Raw genomic sequence first — 257 nt, forward strand, 5'->3', positions numbered from 1 at the left:
CCCACAGGCCGCGCGCGCATCGGGGCCGTCAACTTCGCGCTATCCGATGAGCTCATCCGAGAAACCTCCCGCCACCGTCGAGCAGTTCCTGCAGCATCTGACGCAGGAGTACGACGGCCTCAGCAATCGCCTGAAGGTGATTGCGCGTCACGTGGAAACGCATCGCGATCAGCTTGGCCTGGAAGGCATCCAGTCGCTCGCGGAGGCCTGCGGCGTCCAGCCGTCGGCCGTCGTGCGGTTCGCGAAGCATTTCGGCT

Annotated in this window: 1 protein-coding gene; it reads left to right on the forward strand. The window is 65.4% G+C overall.

The genetic code is table 11. From position 1 onward, the window contains the following. Nucleotides 1-46: 46 nt before the first annotated feature. Nucleotides 47-257, forward strand: a 211-nt coding sequence (locus SB751_RS32610) for a MurR/RpiR family transcriptional regulator (RefSeq protein WP_410749330.1), incomplete at its 3' end; no start/stop codon positions are given.

Origin of the sequence: Cupriavidus sp. SIMBA_020 (assembly GCF_046535395.1) — a bacterium.
GTDB lineage: Bacteria > Pseudomonadota > Gammaproteobacteria > Burkholderiales > Burkholderiaceae > Cupriavidus > Cupriavidus campinensis.